Raw genomic sequence first — 13,264 nt, forward strand, 5'->3', positions numbered from 1 at the left:
GTGAGCGTGACGGCCGAACCGGAACCGCAGCAGGCCTCCGAGGCTCTGCTGCGTCCGGTGCGGCTGGGCAACGCGTTCGAGGACACCGTCGGGCGGCTGCTGCAGACCATCAAACTCGGCGTGCTGACGCCGGGCGATTCGCTGCCACCCGAACGGGAGCTGGCCGCGCGCCTCGGGGTCAGCCGTGACACCGTCCGCGAGGCGATCAAGTCGCTGGCCGACGCCGGCTACCTGGTGTCGCGGCGCGGCCGCTACGGCGGCACCTTCCTGGCCGAGTCATTGCCCGCGCAGACCGAGGGAGTGGTGCGCTTCAGCAGGGCCGACATCGACGACGCCCTGCGATTGCGGGAGATCCTCGAAGTCGGTGCCGCCCGGATGGCGGCCACCCGCACGCTGACCGCCGCCGAGCGCGACGGGCTGTGGTCGCGGATGACCGACGTGCGCTGCGCGTGTGCCGAGGACTACCGGCGGCTGGACTCCCGCCTGCATCTGGCGATCGCCGAGGCCGCCGGATCGGCGTCGCTGGTGCCGCTGGTGGCCGAGAACCGGATGCGCCTGAATGCGCTGCTGGACCAGATACCGTTGCTGCGCCGCAACATTGCGCATTCCGACGAACAACACGAGGCGATCGTGATCGCGATTCTGGCCGGCGACCCCGATGCGGCCGCCACCGCGATGCAGGCCCACGTCGCCGGCTCGGCGGCCCTGCTGCACGGCTTCCTGGACTAGCTGCCGCGGACCAGCGGCCCGGCCATGCGGAGATCGGGCTGAGAGCGCTCGAGCGGGGTGGTGATGACCCGAATCCACGTCGCGGTGAGCCATGCCGCGCACAGCGCCGCGATCACCATCCAGGCCGTGGGCCCCTGCGTCTGCCCAGGAGGTGCGCTCTGATGCCACCAGATGACGCCGACGCCGGTCACGGTCGCCAACCCGCTGACCGCACCGGCCACCCAACACCACCGGAAGTGCCGGACGGTCACCGCGATGACCGACGCCGCGGCGGCCAGCAGAGACATCGCAGCGGCCACCAGGCAGATCGGGATCCGGGCCGCCGGCGCGTCGCTGATCTCGGCCCAGCCGGTCGTCGCCGCGCCGACCGATCCGGCGGCAACGGCGAGGGTGACCAGGCGCGCCGGTCGGCTCATCCACACCTCGTCGAGCACCCGCCGCCAGATCTGGCGCAACATCGGATCGACGGGGGAGGCGCTACGGCGGGACACGTTCACTGGTCGTACCGGTCGGGGCGCTGGTTCCCGGCCGCTCAACCGACCTGGTCGTCGCGGTGCGCGGCGCTGATCATGTCCTCGCGGGCGCGGGCGACCCGGGACCGGATCGTGCCCACCGGGCAGCCGCAGACCTCGGCCGCTTCGGCATAGGACAGGCCGAGCACCTGGGTCAGCATCAGGGCGTCGCGGCGGTCGGTGTCCAGGCCGTCGAGCAACATCCGGATCTCGACGATGTCCTCGAATCGAGCGGCGCTGGGCCTGGTGTCGAGCACCTGCTCCAGATCGACCGCCGAGTTCGTCCGCGGCCGGGCCTGATTGCGCCGGATCTGGTCGATGACCACTCGGCGGGCGATCGACATCAACCACGTGCGTGCCGACGAGCGGCCGGAGAACCGGGGCAGCGCCCCGAGCGCGCGCAGGAAGGTCTCCTGGGTGAGGTCGTCGGCGTGACCCGGATCACCCAGGAATGCGACGGTGCGCCAGACGTCGCGCTGAGTGGCCTTGATGAACGCATCGAGGGCGGCCGAATCGCCGCGCCCGGCGGCCAGGGCCAGCACGGTCACCTGGTCGTCGTCGCGTTCGCCCACGGTCAGTGAGAGTAGGGGATGACCGCGACCGGCACATCTGGGGGGCCGGACCGAAGCGTATTTTGGGAGTCTCGGGAACCGATCGGCCTCGTGCGCCGACCAACACCCGGGCACCACTGAGCCAAGGAGGGCGATGACGGCATCCGTCGTGGGCGGTCCAGCCGCCACGGACGCGGCCGGCGCGCAGGGACAGGTGCACCGGGTCGAACTCGACGTCTCGGGAATGTCCTGCGCGGCCTGTGCGGCGCGGATCGAGACCAAACTCAACAAGCTCGACGGCGTGCGCGCCTCGGTGAACTACGCCACGCGGGTGGCCAGCGTCGACGTCCCCGATGCGGTGGCGGCCGACGACCTGTGCGCGGTGATCCGCAAGGCCGGCTACGACGCTGCCCCACGTTCGGCCTCACCGGCCGCGCCGGTGGACCCCGACGATCAACTGGCCCGTAACCTGCTGCGCAGGCTGGCCATCGCCGCGGTGTTGTTCGTGCCGCTGGCCGACCTGTCGGTGATGTTCGCGGTCGTCCCGAGCACCCGGTTCGCCGGCTGGGAGTGGGTGCTGACCGCGCTGGCGGCACCGATCGTCACCTGGGCGGCCTGGCCGTTCCACCGGGTCGCGCTGCGCAACGCCCGTCACGGCGCCGCCTCGATGGAAACCCTGATCTCGGTCGGCGTCACCGCGGCCACCCTGTGGTCGCTGTACACGATCTTCGTCGGGCACCGCAGCCGGCAGACCGACGGCATCTGGCAGGCGCTGGTGGGCAGCGACGCCATCTACCTGGAGGTCGCCGCCGGTGTCACGGTGTTCATCCTGGCCGGCCGGTATTTCGAGGCGAAGGCGAAATCGCGCGCGGGCAGCGCGTTGCGGGCGCTGGCGGCGCTGAGCGCCAAGAACGTGTCGGTGCTGCTGGCCGACGGCACCGAGATGGTGCTGCCCGCCGACGAACTCAAGGAGCAGCAACGGTTCGTGGTGCGCCCCGGCGAGACGATCGCCGCCGACGGGCTGGTGGCCGAGGGCAGCGCCGCGATCGACATGAGTGCCATGACCGGCGAGGCCAAGCCGGCGCGCGCGAACCCGGGTGATCCGGTGATCGGCGGGACGGTGGTGCTCGACGGCCGGCTGATCGTCGAAGCCGCCGCGGTGGGTGCCGACACGCGGTTCGCCGGGATGGTGCGGCTGGTCGAGGAGGCACAGGCGCAGAAGGCCGACGCGCAACGGCTGGCCGACCGGATCGCGGGTGTGTTCGTGCCCGCGGTGTTCGCGATCGCGGCCCTGACGGCCACCGGCTGGTTGTTGGCCGGCGCCGACGCCGACCGCGCGTTTTCGGCGGCCCTGGCCGTGCTGGTGATCGCCTGCCCCTGCGCGCTGGGGCTGGCGACCCCGACCGCGATGATGGTGGCTTCCGGGCGGGGGGCCCAGCTGGGCATCTTCCTCAAGGGGTACCGGGCGCTGGAGGCGATCCGCGCCGTGGACACCGTGGTGTTCGACAAGACCGGAACCCTGACGACGGGGCACCTGGCCGTCACCGAGGTGACCGCCGCCGACGGCTGGGACCTCACCGAGGTCCTGGCGCTGGCCGCCGCGGTCGAGGTGGCCTCCGAGCATGCCGTCGCGGTCGCCATCGCCACGGCCACCGAACAGCGTCGGCCGGTGGAGGATTTCAGATCGCATGCCGGGCGCGGGGTGACCGGCACTGTCTCCGGCCGGCAGGTGCGCGTCGGCCGCCCGTCTTGGGTCGCCGAGCGTGCCGCGGTGCCCGCCGCCGTCCAGTCGGCTCGCCGCAGCGGTGAATCACGTGGTGAGACAGTCGTTTTGGTGGCCGTCGACGACCAGGTGTGCGGGGCGATCGCGGTGGCCGATGCGGTCAAGGACTCGGCGGCCGGTGCGGTGGCCGCGCTGCACAGCCGGGGACTGCGCACCGTGCTGCTGACGGGGGACAACGCCACCGCAGCCGGTGCGGTGGCGGCGGTGGTCGGGATCGACGAGGTCATCGCCGAGGTGCTCCCCGAAGGCAAGGTCGACGTGATCGAGCAGCTGCGTGAGCAGGGCCGGGTGGTCGCCATGGTCGGCGACGGGATCAACGACGGGCCCGCGCTGGCGTCGGCGGATCTCGGTCTGGCAATCGGGCGTGGGACCGACGTGGCGATCGGTGCGGCCGACATCATCCTGGTGCGCGACGATCTTGACATCGTCCCGCAGGCTCTCGACCTCGCCCGCGCCACGATGCGCACGATCCGGACCAATCTGTTCTGGGCATTCGGCTACAACGTGGCGGCCGTTCCGATCGCCGCGGCCGGACTGCTCAACCCGCTGATCGCCGGTGCGGCGATGGCGTTCTCGTCGTTCTTCGTCGTGTCGAACAGTCTGCGGTTGCGCAACTTCGACGCCCGCTAGTCACCGAAAGGCAGATCAGATGTCCCAGCAGACCTTCCTGGTTACCGGCCTGCATTGTCAGAGCTGTGTGCGGGCGGTGAGCGGCGCGTTGACCGCACTGCCCGCGGTCAGCGCCGTCGAGGTGGACCTGGACGCCGACGGCGCCTCCACGGTCCGGGTCGAGTCCGCCACCGACCTCAGCGTCGAGCAGGTTCGTACCGCGCTCGAGGAAGAGGGCGAATTCGCCGTCGTGGGCTGATACGGCTGCCACGATGGAGTCCCCACGTCAGAAGGAGACAATGATGTCCCGAACAGCAGGCGAGCGGTATCAGTGTGGCGAGTGCGGAGCCACCATCGTCTACGAAAAGCCTTGCCCCTGTTGCAAGTCTGCCAGCGACCACGCCGAAACGTGCTGCGGGCAGCAGATGTCGAAGGTGACATAGTCGCCATTTCCTGAGGTCGGCCCGCGGCTGTCGTGCCGCGCGGTGATCGTCTCCGGCGCCGGTGGGGTGAACGGCGTTTCCGGACAGGAATTTTCGCCGCTACAGCGGCATATCTGAGTTCGTGCTGCCGGCAGGTCGGTCGCGAGCTGCCATCGGGAATCGAGGGCGTGGCGATGTGCTGCATCGACGTCGTGGCTCGCGCCCGGCCTGCCTGCGGCCAACCTAACATATGTTCATCTGAACAGCTAGACTGATGATCTTCCCGTCTGGTGCCCGCAGAGAGGACTGTGCATGGCCGAGTACACCTTGCCCGAGCTGGATTACGACTACGGCGCTCTGGAGCCGCACATCTCCGGCGAGATCAACGAGATCCACCACAGCAAGCACCACGCGACCTACGTCAAGGGGCTCAACGACACCTTGGCCAAGCTCGAGGAAGCTCGCTTCAAGGATGATCATGCGGCGATATTCCTGCACGAGAAGAACCTGGCGTTTCATCTCGGCGGGCACGTGAACCACTCGATCTGGTGGAAGAACCTGTCTCCCAACGGCGGCGACAAACCTGTCGGGGAGCTGGCCGCCGCCATCGACGACGCGTTCGGGTCATTCGATGCGTTCCGCTCCCAGTTCACCGCGGCGGCCAACGGATTGCAGGGTTCCGGTTGGGCGGTGCTCGGGTACGAGCCCCTCGGCGGCACCCTGCTGACGTTCCAGCTCTACGACCAGCAGGCCAACGTGCCGGTCGGGATCGTGCCCCTGCTGCAGGTCGACATGTGGGAACACGCCTATTACCTGCAGTACAAGAACGTCAAAGCCGACTACGTGAAAGCATTTTGGAACGTCGTCAACTGGGCCGACGTGCAGGACCGGTTCGGTGCTGCCGCCGCGAAACGCGGTTAGCTCAGCCCGCGCCGCCCCGGTTCTCGGCCAGCTTGCGCAGCATCGCGTTGTAGGCGTCGAGGTCGTCGTCGTAGTGCGCGTCGGCGTGCCGGTCGGTGCGTGCGGCGGTCCGGCGGTCCTGACGGGTCCACTGCACGACCAGTGCCACCACCACGACAATGATCGGCAGTTCACTTGAGCCCCAAGCGATCGCCCCACCCAGGTGCTGGTCGTCGTTGAGGCTGCCCAGCCATGGCAGATCGAGGTTGCGGTAGAACGTTCCGCCCAGCACCGACGTCATGGTCATCGTCGCGATACCGAAGAACGCGTGGAACGGCATCACCGCGAACAGCATGCCGAGTCGTCCGATGAACGGCAGGCGCTTGGGTCCCGGATCGATACCGATGATGCCCCAGAAGAACAGATATCCGGTGATCAGGAAGTGCAGGCTCATGAACTCGTGGCCCCAGTGGTACCGCACCAGCGTGTCGAACAGCGGGGTGAAGTACACGGCATAGAGCGAGCCGACGAACAGGACGAACGCCGTTGCCGGGTGGGACAGGAACCGCGATATCGGCGAATGCACCAGCCACAACAGCCATTCCCGCGGTCCTGGCGGGTGGCCGGCGCCGGCGACGGGCAGCGCACGTAGGGCCAAAGTGATCGGTGCTCCCAGCACGAGGAAGACCGGAATGAACATGTTCAGTGCCATGTGCTCGGACATGTGCACGCTGAACATCGCCGACCCGTAGGCGCGCACGCCCGACCCGGTGGCGAACAAGAATGCCGCGCAACCGAACAGCCATGCCACCGTGCGTCCCGGCGGCCAGCTGTCACCGCGGCGGCGCAGCCGCACGACCCCGATCAGGTATGCGGCCGCCAGCGCCACCGCGGCCATCCCGAGCAGAACGTCGAAGCGCCACACGGTCAGCAGCCGAACCGCACTGGGGGGATCGGGCAGCTGGTATCCCAGGAACACGTCCCACGCGGTGAACTGGTGGGCCAGCAGCCGCGGCGCCGTCTGCACGGCCATCGCGGACACGGCCGCCACCGCAAGGACGGCAGCCAGGGCACCGGCCAGGGTGACGCCGCGGGCGGACCGAAGCCGGCCGACGTCGAAAAGCCAGCCGAACAGCAGGGCGGCCCCGGCCAGCACTCCGAGTCGGCCGTAATCCGAGCCGGTCAGCCCCGCCGGGGTGGCCAGGAGGAACAGCAGCAGCGCGCCGTACACCAGCGCCACCGCGCCCGCGGCGACCTCGACGACCAGCACGCGCCGGCGCAGCTCGGCCGTCGGCGGGGAGACGACGGCGCTGACCTTGACTCCGGTCAACACCGCGAGGGCGAGCGCGAACACGATGGCGGCACTGGTCGCGTAGTCGTGATCGGGCCCCTGTCCGGCGTTGCCGCTGACCGGCAGCACGATCACCCCGATCAGCGTGGGGATCACCAGTGCGGCGTGCCAGACCCAGCGGACCGTGAGCCGCAGTGAGATGGTCACGACGGCGGCGGCCACCGCAACGGCGATCCATCCGCGAGCCATTTCCGAGGCGCCGAGCGCACTTCCGATGCCCGCGCCGCCGATCAGGCGGCTCAACGGCACCCCGGCGGCGTTCGCCGATTGGATCAGCACCATCGCCAGCGAGCTCACCAACCACAGTGGTGCCAGGCGTTCGGCCATCAGGTGGACCCGGAACGACGCCGGATCCAGCACACCGCGGTCGTCGGGCTCCGCGGTGATCACGACGAAGACCAGCGCGCCGAGACAGATCGCGGCGGCCAGGGTGGCGGTGAAATAGCCCACGACCTCAGCGACGCTGGTCGCGGCGCCCGGATACGAATCACCGGTCGCGCTGAACCGGCTGGCGCCGGTGACGGCGGCGTGGCCGGCCAGCGCGGCGACCATGGCCAGGTAACCGGCGAGGATCCACCGACCCGCCGGCCGGGCGGCTGCCTGGGTCGACTCCATCGTCGAAAGTCTACGACTGCCCGTCGTAGTCGAGTCGCCGTGGTGGGAACTTTCTGGTGCGATGGGTCGACCATTGCTGAGGCGCGGACGACGAGTCGACGTAAGGAGTTGGGCCGGTGATTGCAGACCTCACGCTGCGGTGGTTGGTCACCATCCTGTTCGTTCTCGGCGCCGCGGAGTGCCTGTATGCCCTTGCGGTCGGCAACCGGCGGCCGGTGACCGTGATCGGCCAGTTGCTGCACGTTGCCATGGCCGTCGCGATGGCGGTGATGGCCTGGCCGTCGGGTGCCGCGCTGCCCACTGTCGCGCCGATGGTGTTCTTCCTCTTCGCGACCGGCTGGTTCGTCGTCGTCACGGCCGGCCCGATCGGCGCCGGGCATCGGATCGCCGGCAGCTACCACGCGCTGATGATGCTCGCGATGGCTTGGATGTATGCGGTCATGAACGGCCACCTGTTGCCCGGCCAGTCGACCTATGTCGGCAATCCGTCAGATACGGGTTCGGCGGCGGGGGGCTCGGGTCATGCCGGGCACGCCGGGATGAACATGCCAGGAATGGACATGCCGGGGATGGATATGACCGGGACGGCCGGCTCCGGCGCCAGTTACCCGGTCTACATCACCACGCTGAACTGGGTGTGCGCCGTGGGTTTCGCGGTGGCAGCGGTGTATTGGCTGTTCCGGTACCTCGCGGCGCGCATGGACCGCGAACCCGCCGATGCCGGCGTGCCGCTGGGGTTTCTGTGTCAGTCGATGATGGCGGCCGGCATGGCGATCATGTTCGGCGTGATGCTCTAGCGCGACGACGAACTGTGGCCCGGCCGTCGGCCGGGCCACAGCAGTGCACTGGTGGGCTAGCAGGACCCCTGCGCCCGCAGCGATGTCTGCGCCGCCCGCACGGTGCACGACTTCGCCGTCGAGGACGCTGAACGGTGCGGAGTGGCCGTGACGTGGTGGCCGCTGAGCTGGCGAATCACCGAAGCGGACAAATTGGCCTCGTCCGGTAGCGCCACACCCTTGGCCTGCAGTGCGTCGTAGGTGGTCTTGATCAAACCGCCGTTGAGCAGGCCCGTCACCGTGCCGTTCGTGCCGTGGGTGGGATGGGCGTAATTGGGGGTGCCGAATGCACTGTGGTAATTCGCCCCGAGCGGAGAGTCGTCCAACGCCTTGGTGAATGCGGTGTTCTGGTTGAACACCCGGTCGCCGAGCGCCTGGATCGCCCGGATGCCGGGCGCCGGATTGCCCGGCGTGGTCTCCGAGCCGAAGCCGGGCCGGCCGACCGCGTCGCCCGACGGCGTGCTGTAGCCGTGCGCCGAGGCGATCCCCGCCGCAGGAGTGGCCACCATCAGCACGGTGGCCAGCGCGGCCCCGCCCAATACGGTGCCGGTGAAGACGCGATGTCGCTGGGTGTCAAGGGTTCTCATGTGGTCAATGCCTTTCGTCGAATGTGTTGTCGGTCAGCGCTTCTGGCTGTCACATGCGGCTGTCGTGGTGCGGGCTTCCGGGTCGGCGCAGACGTTCTTCGAGCCGCCCGCGCCGGCCGATCCGCTCGCGCCGGTTCCGCCGCCGGTCTTGGCGCTCCCGCTCTTGGCGGCGCCGCCACCGGAGCCACTACTGCTGCTGCCACCCGAGTCCGAGCCACCGTGATCGTGGCCCGGGTGTGCGGCCGCGATTCCCGGCGCGGCCAGCGTCAACGCCGCGGCCGCGATCAGCGTGCCGAGCAGCCTCGGCACACGTGGTCGTCCCTGTGTCATGCGCATCTCCCGTGTTCGCGGGGCGGCGGATCTACTACGATATGTAGTACTTGGGCGCAGATGTCTGCGCGCGTGTCCCCGGCCCAACCTGTGTTGTCGGTATCAACTTCGTGCGGATTCCCGAGCGGCTGCGGTGACCGCTGACGCGTCACAGCAGGCGATCAGGAAACGCACAGACAATTGGTCGCCGCGCGTCCGGGAAAGTTCCCGCGAGATCAGGCTGCCGAACCGTCGGTGGGGTAGAGGTGCCCGCGTCGTCGACCCCGAGAGGCGTTGTCGGGCAACACCACATCGGCGGTGACGCCCACGGCGTCAGATCGCGGCGCCGGACCGGGGGTGCGGGCGTCGCGCCATACCAGCAGCGCCAGCACCGTCCCGGCCAGGACCGGCAGGTGCGACAGGATGCGGTCCAGGCCCACCGCACCCGACGCCGCGTCGCTCACGACGTATCCGGTGAGGATCGCGGTGAACACCGCCAGCACGCCGGCCAGGCCGGCGGCCGCCGCGGGGCGCGCCGCCGCGACGATCATGACGACGCCCAATGCCGCCGACCATGCGGTCGATTCGTTGAGCAGGTGTCCGCCCATCATCGCGTGATGCCCGGGCGCCGCCGTGCCGATGCCGGCGCCGGCGGCCTGGGCGATCGCCAGTCCCAGTTGGATCAGCCCGACCAGTCCCAGCGTCCAGCGCAGCCAGGTGGCACTCGCCGGCAGCCGACGGGACGCCCGCGACGCCGCGGGCCGCTCGCCGGGGGCCGCGACGGCCGCCACCTGGGAGCGGCCGGCCAGGCGCCGCAGCAGCTGGGTCTGCTCGACGGCCTGCGCATACCAGTCGCCGCAGGCAGCGCAGGTGGCGAGATGCTCGTCGACCCGGGCGGCGGGAACAGGTTCGCGTTCGCCGTCGATCCGGGCTGACAACGCCTCCTGGGCGACAGTGCAGTCCACGTTGCAATAGTCGCCTATCCGGCCTGGATTGTTCCAGCGTCCCGGGCGCAATCGGCCTCCTGGGCTAGATTCCTATTCATGGACGGGCCGGGAGATGAGGGCAAGGTCGAGCGTGCCTCGTCCGCGCTGGCCGACGTCGACATCCACGGCTGGACCCAGCGCTTCGATCTGCTCTCCGACCCGCACCGGCTGGAGATTCTGCTCGGGCTGCACCGGGCCCCCGGGATCTGCGTCGGTGACCTGGCGGCAGCGGTGAGCCGATCGGAAAACGCTGTCTCGCAAGCGCTGCGCGTGCTGCGTCAACAGGGCTGGGTCAGCTCCACACGGGTGGGCCGGCAGGTGAGCTACCGCCTGGAGGATCACACCGTGCACGACCTGTTGCACTGGATCGGCGCCGCGCACTCCGACGTTCACGCCGAATAGCGCGATCGGTTCACCCGAATATCTGTACAGGTAGACAGATGACCGGGCGCGGGCATAGGCTTCCCACTCGGGACGGGGACACCGCCGTCATCGCGAGGAGGCACCTTTGAGCGTCCGGATCACGGCGATGCACATGAGTGACGGCCTGGTCAACGCGCCCACGTCGGTGGTCTTCGGGCTCCTGGCCATCGCGGTGGTCGGCTTCTGCGGCTGGCGGGCGCGCACCGAACTCGACGAGCGCACCGTTCCGCTGGCCGGGCTGGTCGCGGCCTTCATCTTCGCCGTCCAGATGATCAACTTCCCGATCCTGCCGGGAGTCAGCGGCCACCTGCTCGGCGGCGCCCTGGCCGCGATCCTGGTCGGCCCGTACACCGGCGTGCTGTGCATCACGATCGTGCTGGTGGTCCAGTCGCTGCTGTTCGCCGACGGCGGGGTGACCGCCCTGGGGATGAATATCACCAACATGGCGCTGATCGGGGTGACGGCCGGCTATTCGGCGGCCCTGGTGTTGTACGCCCTGGTGCGGCGGCGCCGCCGCGAGGCCTCGGTGCCGGCGCTGGGGGTCGTCGGTTTCCTTTCGGCCCTGATCGGAACGGTCTGTGCCGCAATGGGCTTCGTCGTGGAGTACGCGATCGGTGGTGCCGCGCCGACCGCACTGGGAACGGTCGCCGCCTACATGTTCGGCACCCACGTCCTGATCGGAATCGGGGAGGGGCTGATCACCGCCGTCACGGTGATGGCCGTCGCGCGGTCCCGTCCGGATCTCGTCTACCTGCTTCGGCGCGACCGTGACCGCGCGGCGGTGACCCTGTGAACACCCGGCGCTGGGCATTCTGGGCGGCCTTCGGTGCCGCGATCCTGCTGATCGCCGGCGTGGTGTCCTACTTCGCCAGTTCCAGTCCGGACGGACTGGATTCGGCGACGCTTCAGGGCTGCCAGGTCGTCGAGACCGCGCACGGCGAGCAACTCACCGGAAACTGCATCGCCCAGCACGCGACCGAGCACTCGATGTCGACGTCGCCGCTGGCCGACTACACGATTTTCGGCCACGCCGACACCAATGGGCCGGCCGGAATCATCGGCGCCGTCGTGGTGCTGGCCATCGCCTTCGGTGCGTTCTGGTTGATTGCGCGCACTCGCCGTTCGAAGGGCTGAGATGGGCGCCGGGCACTCCCACCCGCTCTATCGGGACGGCGAATCGGCGGTGCACCGCGCGCCCGCCGAGGTGAAGATCGCCGGCTTGGTGCTGTTCGTCCTCGCGGTCGTGGCCACCCCGCGCGAGATGATCTGGCCGTTCGCCGTCTACGCCGCGATCGTGCTGGTGGTGTGGCGGCTCGCCGGTATCCCGCTGCGCTGGATCCTGCCGCGGATGCTCATCGAGGCACCGTTCGTCGTGCTGGCCGTGCTGCTCCCGTTCGCCGAAGGCGGCGAGCGTGTCGAGGTCGCCGGCGTCGGGCTGTCGGTGACCGGGCTGTGGGCGGCCTGGGGGATCGTCGTCAAAGGGACGCTGGGGGTGGCGGCGTCGCTCACGGTCGCGGCCACCACGTCGGCGCGCGAGCTGCCGCTGGCGCTGAGCCGGCTCGGCATGCCCGGACTGGTGACCTCGATGCTGGTGCTGATGATCCGCTACGTCGACCTGCTGTCGGCCGAGGTGAGCCGGATGCGGATGGCCCGGATCTCCCGCGGTGACTCGCCGCGCGCCATCCATCAGATCGGGGCGATCGCCAAAGGGGTTGGCGCGCTGTTCCTGCGGTCCTACGAACGTGGTGAGCGTGTCTACCTGGCCATGACCTCGCGCGGCTTCGACGGCAAGGTGCCGGAGCTGGCGATCGTCGGCGCCGGGCCGCGCGCGTCGGGCGCGCAGTGGGCGTACGCGCTGACACCGGCGGTGGCGGCGGCCACGGTGGCGGCCTCGGCGTGGGTGCTGCGATGAGCGCGCCGGCGATCCGCGTCGAGGGTCTGCACCACCGCTACCCGGACGGGCGCGTCGCGCTCGACGGGGTCGACCTGTGCATCGCCCCCGGCGAGCGGGTGGCGATCCTCGGGCCCAACGGCGCGGGCAAGACCACCCTGATGCTGCATCTCAACGGCGTGCTCGCCGCGACCTCGGGCGCGATAGAGATCAGCGGTATCCCGTTGACCCGCAAGACCCTTCGCGACATCCGGCGCCGGGTGGGACTGGTGTTCCAGGACCCCGACGATCAGTTGTTCATGCCGACGGTGGCCCAGGACGTCGCGTTCGGACCGGCCAACTTCGGGGTGACCGGCGACGAGTTGGCGGCCCGGGTGGCCGCCGCGCTGGATGTGGTGTCGATGACCGAGCATGCCGACCGCAGTCCCGCGCACCTGTCCGGCGGTCAGCGCAGGCGTGCGGCGCTGGCCACCGTGCTGGCTTGTGAACCGGAGATCCTGGTGCTCGACGAGCCGTCGGCCAACCTCGACCCGGTGGCCCGGCGCGAGCTCGCCGAGACGCTGGCGAGCCTGCCGGCCACCATGGTGATCGTCACCCACGACCTGCCCTATGCCGCCCAGCTGTGTGATCGGGCGATCGTGCTGGACGGCGGGGTGGTGGTGGCCGACGACACCGTCACTGCGGTGCTCTCCGACAGCGAACTGCTGGCCGCCCACCGCCTCGAACTGCCCTGGGGCTTCGTCGTCCCCGCGCGCTGAGA

General features: G+C 69.7%; 16 protein-coding genes. 10 read left to right on the forward strand and 6 right to left on the reverse strand.

Going from position 1 to position 13,264, the window contains the following annotated elements:
• The first annotated feature begins 6 nt into the window (after nt 1-6).
• A complete protein-coding gene (locus MSZK_RS17490) occupies nt 7-729 on the forward strand; it encodes a FadR/GntR family transcriptional regulator (RefSeq protein ID WP_099249997.1) in 723 nt (240 codons plus the stop codon).
• On the opposite strand, the gene MSZK_RS17495 is transcribed toward MSZK_RS17490, so the two are convergent.
• On the reverse strand, nt 726-1,220 hold the full coding sequence (locus MSZK_RS17495; RefSeq protein ID WP_142389949.1) for a hypothetical protein: 495 nt from the start codon (nt 1,218-1,220) through the stop codon (nt 726-728). The two genes, MSZK_RS17490 and MSZK_RS17495, sit on opposite strands and share 4 nt — an antisense overlap.
• 41 nt (nt 1,221-1,261) lie before the next feature.
• Nucleotides 1,262-1,813 carry an RNA polymerase sigma factor SigC gene (gene sigC, locus MSZK_RS17500; protein ID WP_099249950.1) on the reverse strand — a complete coding sequence of 184 codons (552 nt, stop codon included), beginning with the start codon at nt 1,811-1,813 and terminating at the stop codon, nt 1,262-1,264.
• Nucleotides 1,814-1,946: 133 nt separating this feature from the next.
• Between sigC and MSZK_RS17505 the strand changes: the two genes are divergently transcribed.
• The 3 genes from MSZK_RS17505 to MSZK_RS17515 all read left to right on the forward strand — a co-directional run bounded on the left by MSZK_RS17505 (nt 1,947) and on the right by MSZK_RS17515 (nt 5,527).
• Complete coding sequence (locus MSZK_RS17505) at nt 1,947-4,205, forward strand: cation-translocating P-type ATPase (RefSeq protein WP_099249951.1); 2,259 nt, start codon at nt 1,947-1,949, stop codon at nt 4,203-4,205.
• Nucleotides 4,206-4,224: 19 nt separating this feature from the next.
• Nucleotides 4,225-4,443, forward strand: a complete 219-nt coding sequence (locus MSZK_RS17510; RefSeq protein ID WP_099249952.1) for a heavy-metal-associated domain-containing protein — start codon at nt 4,225-4,227, stop codon at nt 4,441-4,443.
• A 475-nt stretch (nt 4,444-4,918) separates the two neighbouring features.
• Nucleotides 4,919-5,527, forward strand: coding sequence for a superoxide dismutase (locus MSZK_RS17515; RefSeq protein WP_099249953.1), 609 nt, complete (start codon nt 4,919-4,921; stop codon nt 5,525-5,527).
• A gap of 1 nt (nt 5,528) precedes the next feature.
• On the opposite strand, the gene MSZK_RS17520 is transcribed toward MSZK_RS17515, so the two are convergent.
• Entirely contained in the window at nt 5,529-7,472 is a 1,944-nt protein-coding gene (locus MSZK_RS17520) for a cytochrome c oxidase assembly protein (protein WP_099249954.1), read from the reverse strand.
• 116 nt (nt 7,473-7,588) lie between these two features.
• On the opposite strand from MSZK_RS17520, the gene MSZK_RS17525 reads away from it, so the two are divergent.
• Nucleotides 7,589-8,269 (forward strand): DUF5134 domain-containing protein, encoded by a 681-nt coding sequence (locus MSZK_RS17525; RefSeq protein ID WP_099249955.1) that lies wholly within the window; start codon nt 7,589-7,591, stop codon nt 8,267-8,269.
• 56 nt (nt 8,270-8,325) lie between these two features.
• Here the strand turns inward: MSZK_RS17525 and MSZK_RS17530 are convergent, their stop codons facing one another.
• From MSZK_RS17530 to MSZK_RS17540, 3 genes are all read right to left on the reverse strand, one after another.
• A complete protein-coding gene (locus tag MSZK_RS17530) occupies nt 8,326-8,895 on the reverse strand; it encodes a hypothetical protein (RefSeq protein ID WP_099249956.1) in 570 nt (189 codons plus the stop codon).
• Between the two features lie 33 nt (nt 8,896-8,928).
• Nucleotides 8,929-9,225, reverse strand: a complete 297-nt coding sequence (locus MSZK_RS32400; RefSeq protein WP_158230598.1) for a hypothetical protein — start codon at nt 9,223-9,225, stop codon at nt 8,929-8,931.
• Nucleotides 9,226-9,440: 215 nt separating this feature from the next.
• Nucleotides 9,441-10,169 (reverse strand): zf-HC2 domain-containing protein, encoded by a 729-nt coding sequence (locus tag MSZK_RS17540; RefSeq protein WP_099249957.1) that lies wholly within the window; start codon nt 10,167-10,169, stop codon nt 9,441-9,443.
• Nucleotides 10,170-10,247: 78 nt separating this feature from the next.
• Between MSZK_RS17540 and MSZK_RS17545 the strand changes: the two genes are divergently transcribed.
• The 5 genes from MSZK_RS17545 to MSZK_RS17565 all read left to right on the forward strand — a co-directional run bounded on the left by MSZK_RS17545 (nt 10,248) and on the right by MSZK_RS17565 (nt 13,262).
• On the forward strand, nt 10,248-10,592 hold the full coding sequence (locus MSZK_RS17545) for a helix-turn-helix transcriptional regulator (protein WP_099249958.1): 345 nt from the start codon (nt 10,248-10,250) through the stop codon (nt 10,590-10,592).
• A gap of 127 nt (nt 10,593-10,719) precedes the next feature.
• Entirely contained in the window at nt 10,720-11,406 is a 687-nt protein-coding gene (locus tag MSZK_RS17550; protein WP_099249959.1) for an energy-coupling factor ABC transporter permease, read from the forward strand.
• Nucleotides 11,403-11,747 (forward strand): PDGLE domain-containing protein, encoded by a 345-nt coding sequence (locus MSZK_RS17555; protein ID WP_099249960.1) that lies wholly within the window; start codon nt 11,403-11,405, stop codon nt 11,745-11,747. Before MSZK_RS17550 ends, MSZK_RS17555 begins: the two co-directional genes overlap by 4 nt.
• Nucleotide 11,748: 1 nt before the next feature.
• On the forward strand, nt 11,749-12,525 hold the full coding sequence (cbiQ, locus tag MSZK_RS17560) for a cobalt ECF transporter T component CbiQ (protein WP_099249961.1): 777 nt from the start codon (nt 11,749-11,751) through the stop codon (nt 12,523-12,525).
• On the forward strand, nt 12,522-13,262 hold the full coding sequence (locus tag MSZK_RS17565) for an energy-coupling factor ABC transporter ATP-binding protein (protein WP_099249998.1): 741 nt from the start codon (nt 12,522-12,524) through the stop codon (nt 13,260-13,262). The genes cbiQ and MSZK_RS17565 overlap by 4 nt, the downstream gene beginning before the upstream one ends.
• Nucleotides 13,263-13,264 lie beyond the last annotated feature (2 nt).

Source organism: Mycobacterium sp. shizuoka-1, assembly GCF_002723835.1.
Taxonomy (GTDB): Bacteria; Actinomycetota; Actinomycetes; order Mycobacteriales; family Mycobacteriaceae; genus Mycobacterium.